The organism is Bacteroides sp. AF39-16AC, assembly GCF_003602735.1.
Taxonomy (GTDB): Bacteria; Bacteroidota; Bacteroidia; order Bacteroidales; family Bacteroidaceae; genus Bacteroides; species Bacteroides uniformis.
This window is the reverse complement of the sequence record NZ_QTLN01000052.1, coordinates 1-6,054: the sequence shown is the minus strand read 5'-3', so window position 1 is coordinate 6,054 and position 6,054 is coordinate 1. Positions and strand designations below refer to the sequence as shown.

The window sequence follows — 6,054 nt, the reverse complement described above, 5'->3', positions numbered from 1 at the left end:
GCCGAAGATGCAGGGCATCGAGGTGAGGGCGGACATGGCGGACGGCTTCAATCCCGGCGGCAAGGACGGCGGGTACAGTTTCGGGGCGGCTCTCTCCACTTACACGAAGAGGGGGAACAAGTGGGTGTTCGGTGGCGAATACCTCCTGAAAAACAATCCCTACAAGGATACCAAGATACCCGTGGCGCAGTTCACGGCGGAGGGCGGATATTACTTCAAGATACTGTCGGACGCCCGAAAAATCGTGTTCGTCTATGCCGGGGCTTCGGCTCTCGCCGGATATGAATCGGTGAATTGGGGGAATAAGGTGCTGCATGACGGCTCCACGCTGCACGACCGGGACGCCTTCATCTACGGCGGTGCGCTGACGCTCGATGTGGAGTGCTACGTGACAGACCGTATCGCCCTGCTTGCCAACCTGCGTGAGCGTTGCCTGTGGGGTGGCGACACGCGGAAGTTCCACACGCAGTTCGGGGTCGGCGTCAAGTTCATCATCAACTGACACGGGCATGGAAAGGACGGAAATAGATGCTATCAGAAGGATGCCGCTTGCGGATTTTCTCGCACGGTTGGGGCATGAGCCTGTCAGAAGGAGCGGTAACGAGCTGTGGTATATCGCCCCGTACAGGGGCGAGCGCACCCCCTCTTTCCGTGTGAACGTGGCGAAACAGCTTTGGTACGACTTCGGTTTGGGCAAGGGCGGTGACATCTTCACGCTTGCCGGGGAGTTTCTGCAAAGCGATGACTTCATGAAGCAAGCGAAGTTCATAGCGGAAGCCGCCAATATGACGGTTGCCGGATGGGAAAAGCCCGCCTATCTCCCGAAGCCGACCGAACCTGTCTTTGAGGATGTGGAGGTCGCTCCGCTGTTTCGTTCACCGCTGACGGAGTATTTAGAGGAACGAGGCATACCAATCGGAGTAGCATCCCGCCACTGTTGCCGCCTGAACTACAGTGTGCGTGGAAAACGGTATTTCGCTGTCGGTTTCCTGAATATGGCAGGTGGATATGAAGTCCGAAGCCGATATTTCAAGGGGTGCATCCCGCCAAAAGATGTGTCTTTGGCAAGGACGAAGGAAATCCCGGCTGACGAGTGCCTCGTGTTTGAGGGCTTCATGGACTTTCTCTCCGCCGTGACGCTTGGCGTAACCGGTAACGCTGACTGCCTTGTACTGAACTCTGTCGCCAACGTGGAGAAGGCGGCGGGATTGCTGGACGGCTACGGGCGCATCGGATGCTTCCTTGACCGTGACGAAGCCGGACGGCGGACGCTTGACGCTCTTGCCAAACGGTATGGGGCGCATGTCGCCGACCGTTCCTCCCTCTATGGCGGTTGCAAGGACTTGAACGAGTATCTGCAACAGACAACGAAAAAACAGAAAAACAACCATCTAAAAATCGAAGAAAAATGAACATACTGAACAACAGAAACAAGAGAACAAATATCTTTAAGGTGGTGGCGTTATGCCTGATAGCCGCTGTGTCATTCACCATCGTGTCGTGCGATGACGACATGGACATCCAGCAGTCCTATCCCTTCACGGTGGAGGTCATGCCCGTGCCGAACAAGGTGACGAAGGGGCAGACGGTGGAAATCCGCTGTGAGCTGAAAAAGGAGGGCGACTTCGCTAACACGCTTTACACCATCCGCTATTTTCAGTTTGAGGGAGAAGGAAAGTTGAAAATGGATAACGGCATCACCTTCCTGCCTAACGACCGCTACCTGCTGGAGAACGAAAAGTTCCGCCTGTACTACACGGCGGAGGGCGAAGAGGCGCACAACTTTATTGTGGTGGTGGAGGACAACTTCGGCAACTCTTTCGAGTTGGAATTTGACTTCAACAACCGGAATGCAAAGGATGACGGTTTGACCATCGTTCCCATCGGCAACTTCAGCCCCTTGCTAAAATGATGCGTGTATTCATGACAATGCTCTGTTCGCTTCTGACGGTCTGTTTTGTGTCCGCACAGATCAGCCGCCAAGAGGGAACGGACGGGCAGGCGGCAATCTACCGGCTGTCTCTATTCGAGAGGGCGGTACGATGCACGAAGTATTTTGAGGGATGGCACTCGGAAAAGCACCACCCATACGTGGGTTGGGGTCACAAGATTTTGCCGGGCGAAAGGTACTCGGCACGAACCATGACGAAGCGGCAGGCGGACGCGCTCCTGCGGAAAGACCTGCGGAAGTTCTGCGCGATGTTCCGGCAGTTCGGGAAGGATAGTCTTTTACTTGCCACGCTTGCTTACAACGTGGGTCCATACCGGCTTTTGGGTAGCAAGACAATCCCTAAAAGCACCTTGATAAAGAAGCTGGAGGCTGGCGACAGGAACATCTACCGGGAGTATGTAGCCTTCTGCAACTACAAAGGAAAACGCCACGCCATGCTGCTCAAACGGAGAAAGGCGGAGTTTGCACTGCTGTATATCCCGTGACTGTAAATGAAAATCCGATGAAGCCGCCAACTTCATCGGATTTTCCGCTTTTCATACATTCGGGATTGTACCCGTATCTATCACGTCACCATCCCTGCAAAATTCGATGCTTCCGGGTGTAAATCCCATGCTCCCGATTGCGATGTGACGGATATAGTCCGCATACTCCCTACCTTGAAAATTCTTTCCCGTAAGGTTTTTGAAAATCATCTTTATGCTTATGCCGTCGTTGCCGTGCAAGATGATTTTTCCGTCCTGCCTGATTGTTTCCATAATAAAAACTTGTTTTTGTGAATAATATCGCAGATTGGCACAGAGGTTTCTTTGCTACTTTCTTTGTCCGCCATCATGCTCACCGAAAGAAAGTAGGGCGGCTCTCGCCGCCGCAACTCAAAAGCGTGTGTAAAGTCCCGTCACCATCGTGAATATTTCTTCCAGCATATCAAAATAGATGCCCTCGTGTACGGCAATGTACTTTTCCTTGCACTCGAAAGTCTTTTTGCTGAATGTCCTGCGGTAGAACCGCATATTGTAGAGGTCTGCCCCCGCATCATAGATGATGTCAAGGCGGTTGGCACTTGTCTTGTTCCGTGTAAGGCTCATCCGTAAGCCGTTGCCCATGTCGATGAAATCACGGCTACCCGTCATGGCGGTAAATCTTCTTCCGCCTATCTGCTGTAATATCGTCTGTGCTATCATTAACCGTTGTTTTTAGGGTTTTAAGTGTTGGCGGTGTCCGCACCGCCAACTTGTTCAAAATTCTCGCATCTCGGCAATGGGTGTCTGCCGTTGCAGCCACTCTTTCACACATTCCATATTATACTCGCTCGTGATGACTGCCGTATGGCTGTCGGTGGCGGTGAAACGTGTGCTTTCGTAATCATCTATCCACCCTTTGAGGGTGTCAGTTCCCCACGCTTGGGCATCGTCAAAGATACCGTCCAATGCCGTGATAGGTTCGCTGAATTTGACTATCAGCGTTTGATAGGTCGTGTTCATCGGTTGCCCTCCTTTCCCTGCTTTGCGTTCAGCCACTTGTCCCTTGCGGTTCGGCACTCGTCCAATGTGGTTTTTACACAAGCGAACAATTCTCCGTCCGTGTGGCGGTAGTCGTATTGCACAAGTGTCCGCCTGCGTCTGCCGATACCCGATTGGAAACGCTCGTATTTCTCCGTACCTGCTTCCGTGCAGGTACTTACTCCGTTGATGGTCATTCGTGTTGCCATAATGTTGCTTTTTAGATGGTTAAAAATGTACTGACAGAACTCTGTTCTTCATCACCATTTCGGGGTTGCTCGTGTAGCGTTGGTGCAGGTAGAAATGGTGTGAGCCGAAGCCGTAAAGGAAGAACTTGTCAAGTTCGTGCTTCTCGGCAAACTCCTTTACGCTCTTTCTCAATTCCCCCTCACTCGTTGTGAGAGTGAGGAGGTTTACAAATTCAAGGAACAATGCAGGGATTTTATCGTCCCACACACAAATCATGCTTTCAATTCTTACTTCCATATCAATGTTGTTTTAGGGTTGATGCTATGCCACTTTCATCCGCTCACGGATAAGGTTGGCGTTCTTATTCACAAGGTCTATGATGCGCTCGTGGTATTCGGTGTCTTGGTTGTACTTGCCGTGGCACTGCACCACCTTGAGTGTCCGCAAATCCACCTCTACGGTTTCAATTATCTCACCGCCAATCCTTGCCGAGAGTATGAGGGTGTCGGCTTTCTTGTAGTATTCACTGCCGAACACGCAGATGTTCTGTGCCTTGCCCTCGCTGTAATACTCGTCTATACTTTCAAGCACCTTGATGATTATTTCCTCGTCCGTGATTACCAATCCGAAGAATTTGGATTTGTTGGCGATGAAATCCTCCGCATCTTTTTCCCTTTGCAGTTGCCGCTGTTGCTCACGCTCACGCCTTTCAATCTCCCAGCGGCGGCGTTGCTCGGCTCGTTCCTTCTCGTGTATGGTTTCAATCTTTCGGGTTGCGTTGTCGTGTGCCGCCATGAAATCTTCGGGGCAGATGTTCTTCGGGTTGCGGAGGTCTTGACCGAGTTTGTTGAGCATACGCAGATAGTCGCACCACATGGAGAAGTTGTCTATCAGATACTTGTGACGCTTGGCAATCAGATATGATGCCCAGCATTCATCGGCAGTACGGGCATTGAAAAGAAAGTGTTTCATAACCTCAATCTCACCGCCTTTCATAAGGGTTTCAATTCTTGGGTCTGAAAGCAAGGCTTTGAAAAGACGCACGGGGGAAATGCCGTGGAAATCGCCCTTGAAGCCGTTGCGTCTGAGTTGGGGTAATACCCTCATTTTGGGATATGCACAGCTTCTTGCCACAACATCATCGTATAGGCTGTTGTGCGGTCTTATCTCCATCGCGCTGCACAATGCCCATACATCGCAGTAACAGAATGTGAAGCCACGGAGCAACGCCATGTCCGTAACCTTACCGTCGGGTGAAATCCAACGCTGCACAACCTCGTGGCAATAGAAGTGCATCGGCTCGCCTTTCCTGCTCTCGCATCTGACCTGCGCCACACGGATTACCTGATAGCCTTTGCAGGTGGTTATCACGCTGAAATACTGCGTTTCCTTGTAGATACGTTTGCGTGTGTCCTGCACTTTGAGTTCGGCATGGCATTTGGGGCAGGTGCAACCTTCAAGGGTGTCGCACAGTACGCTGTCGCTGTGCCACTCGTGACCGCAGTCGGAGCAGGTGATGTTCCCTTTCTTGGTGCGGTAGCCTATATGTTCAATGCAGTGGCGGTATGCCCATTCAATTTGTGTCGTTGATATGGGGCGGAGGTTGGCTGAAAGTCTTGCCACCTCTTTCTGTATCTTGGTCTTCGGTTTCATAAGCCTAAATCAAATAATGAGGGTTGGGGGTGGGTTTCTTTTCTCGCTGACGGTCTGTTGCGGTTCTGCAACTTGCGGAGTTCCTCCTCTTGGTATCTGCGGACTGCATTCTGACGTGCCTCCGCCTTTTCCTCTTCCGTGAGTTCCACAACATGGTTCACCACCACTTGGCAGTTCATAGGTTTGCCCACCTCTATCTCGTTTTCCTCATAGTAGTGGATGACTTGCCCGAATATCTCTCCGTCCGTGAAGCCGCTGCAACCGCTTTTCTGCACATAGTTCAGAATGTGGGTCACACACTCGTCTATGTTTTTGGCAGGGTTGCGGTACTTCTTCGCAAAGAGCGTATCTTCCTCCGCCCGCTGTTCCAGATACATTTGTATCGTTCTTTTGAAATGGTCTGTTCCTTTCATATCGCTGTCGTTTTTAGATTGTCTGTTTAAGTATCTCTCTCCAATAGGTCGGCTCTACCTCGCTGAGAAGGAAGTCCATGAAGTCCCTCCGTGCGTCCTTGTTCAGTTCGTGGTACAATCTTCGGAAAGTGCTAAAATTGCCGTTGATGTACGTTTCCACCATATACACGAAGATGTTGTCCACCTCGTAATATTTGCACTGCTGCGCTACCGTCTTGCAGTTTCTCTTTGCCATGTCGGTAAGGGTTAAAGGGTGAATAACCAAAGGATGAAGCCGAAGAAGGCAATGGTGAAAAGGATAGCCACGATTACACCTATCGCCACTCGGAACACTCCGTTTACAATC

Annotated in this window: 12 protein-coding genes; 4 read left to right on the top strand and 8 right to left on the bottom strand. The window is 51.2% G+C overall.

Annotation, left to right across the window (positions count from 1 at the left end; genetic code table 11):
- From DW039_RS20320 to DW039_RS20305, 4 genes are all read left to right on the top strand, one after another.
- Positions 1–502, top strand: a 502-nt coding sequence (locus DW039_RS20320; RefSeq protein WP_165853127.1) for a conjugal transfer protein TraO, incomplete at its 5' end; no start/stop codon positions are given.
- A gap of 7 nt (positions 503–509) precedes the next feature.
- A complete protein-coding gene (locus tag DW039_RS20315; protein WP_004371733.1) occupies positions 510–1,412 on the top strand; it encodes a toprim domain-containing protein in 903 nt (300 codons plus the stop codon).
- The gene (locus DW039_RS20310; RefSeq protein WP_004371735.1) at positions 1,409–1,912 is read left to right on the top strand and encodes a DUF3872 domain-containing protein; all 504 of its coding nucleotides are present in this window, start codon (positions 1,409–1,411) and stop codon (positions 1,910–1,912) included. The genes DW039_RS20315 and DW039_RS20310 overlap by 4 nt, the downstream gene beginning before the upstream one ends.
- On the top strand, positions 1,909–2,436 hold the full coding sequence (locus DW039_RS20305) for a glycoside hydrolase family protein (RefSeq protein ID WP_004371737.1): 528 nt from the start codon (positions 1,909–1,911) through the stop codon (positions 2,434–2,436). Before DW039_RS20310 ends, DW039_RS20305 begins: the two co-directional genes overlap by 4 nt.
- 51 nt (positions 2,437–2,487) lie before the next feature.
- Here the strand turns inward: DW039_RS20305 and DW039_RS20300 are convergent, their stop codons facing one another.
- The 8 genes from DW039_RS20300 to DW039_RS20265 all read right to left on the bottom strand — a co-directional run bounded on the left by DW039_RS20300 (position 2,488) and on the right by DW039_RS20265 (position 5,943).
- Complete coding sequence (locus DW039_RS20300; RefSeq protein ID WP_004371739.1) at positions 2,488–2,709, bottom strand: hypothetical protein; 222 nt, start codon at positions 2,707–2,709, stop codon at positions 2,488–2,490.
- A 117-nt stretch (positions 2,710–2,826) separates the two neighbouring features.
- The gene (locus DW039_RS20295) at positions 2,827–3,135 is read right to left on the bottom strand and encodes a hypothetical protein (RefSeq protein WP_004371741.1); all 309 of its coding nucleotides are present in this window, start codon (positions 3,133–3,135) and stop codon (positions 2,827–2,829) included.
- Positions 3,136–3,189: 54 nt separating this feature from the next.
- The gene (locus DW039_RS20290; protein WP_004371743.1) at positions 3,190–3,492 is read right to left on the bottom strand and encodes a hypothetical protein; all 303 of its coding nucleotides are present in this window, start codon (positions 3,490–3,492) and stop codon (positions 3,190–3,192) included.
- A complete protein-coding gene (locus DW039_RS20285; RefSeq protein WP_004293898.1) occupies positions 3,432–3,662 on the bottom strand; it encodes a DUF3873 domain-containing protein in 231 nt (76 codons plus the stop codon). The genes DW039_RS20290 and DW039_RS20285 overlap by 61 nt, the downstream gene beginning before the upstream one ends.
- 19 nt (positions 3,663–3,681) lie before the next feature.
- Positions 3,682–3,939, bottom strand: coding sequence for a hypothetical protein (locus DW039_RS20280; protein ID WP_004371745.1), 258 nt, complete (start codon positions 3,937–3,939; stop codon positions 3,682–3,684).
- Between the two features lie 24 nt (positions 3,940–3,963).
- Positions 3,964–5,295 (bottom strand): PcfJ domain-containing protein, encoded by a 1,332-nt coding sequence (locus DW039_RS20275; protein WP_028900990.1) that lies wholly within the window; start codon positions 5,293–5,295, stop codon positions 3,964–3,966.
- On the bottom strand, positions 5,292–5,708 hold the full coding sequence (locus DW039_RS20270) for a PcfK-like family protein (protein ID WP_004371748.1): 417 nt from the start codon (positions 5,706–5,708) through the stop codon (positions 5,292–5,294). The genes DW039_RS20275 and DW039_RS20270 overlap by 4 nt, the downstream gene beginning before the upstream one ends.
- Before the next feature lie 13 nt (positions 5,709–5,721).
- A complete protein-coding gene (locus tag DW039_RS20265) occupies positions 5,722–5,943 on the bottom strand; it encodes a hypothetical protein (RefSeq protein WP_004371749.1) in 222 nt (73 codons plus the stop codon).
- Between the last annotated feature and the right edge of the window lie 111 nt (positions 5,944–6,054).

Coding starts and splice junctions, on each gene's coding strand:
- DW039_RS20270 (WP_004371748.1), bottom strand. CDS start 5,708: ATGAAAGGAACAGACCATTTCAAAAGAACGATACAAATGTATCTGGAA.
- DW039_RS20300 (WP_004371739.1), bottom strand. CDS start 2,709: ATGGAAACAATCAGGCAGGACGGAAAAATCATCTTGCACGGCAACGAC.
- DW039_RS20310 (WP_004371735.1), top strand. CDS start 1,409: ATGAACATACTGAACAACAGAAACAAGAGAACAAATATCTTTAAGGTG.
- DW039_RS20295 (WP_004371741.1), bottom strand. CDS start 3,135: ATGATAGCACAGACGATATTACAGCAGATAGGCGGAAGAAGATTTACC.
- DW039_RS20265 (WP_004371749.1), bottom strand. CDS start 5,943: ATGGCAAAGAGAAACTGCAAGACGGTAGCGCAGCAGTGCAAATATTAC.
- DW039_RS20280 (WP_004371745.1), bottom strand. CDS start 3,939: ATGGAAGTAAGAATTGAAAGCATGATTTGTGTGTGGGACGATAAAATC.
- DW039_RS20315 (WP_004371733.1), top strand. CDS start 510: ATGGAAAGGACGGAAATAGATGCTATCAGAAGGATGCCGCTTGCGGAT.
- DW039_RS20285 (WP_004293898.1), bottom strand. CDS start 3,662: ATGGCAACACGAATGACCATCAACGGAGTAAGTACCTGCACGGAAGCA.
- DW039_RS20305 (WP_004371737.1), top strand. CDS start 1,909: ATGATGCGTGTATTCATGACAATGCTCTGTTCGCTTCTGACGGTCTGT.
- DW039_RS20275 (WP_028900990.1), bottom strand. CDS start 5,295: ATGAAACCGAAGACCAAGATACAGAAAGAGGTGGCAAGACTTTCAGCC.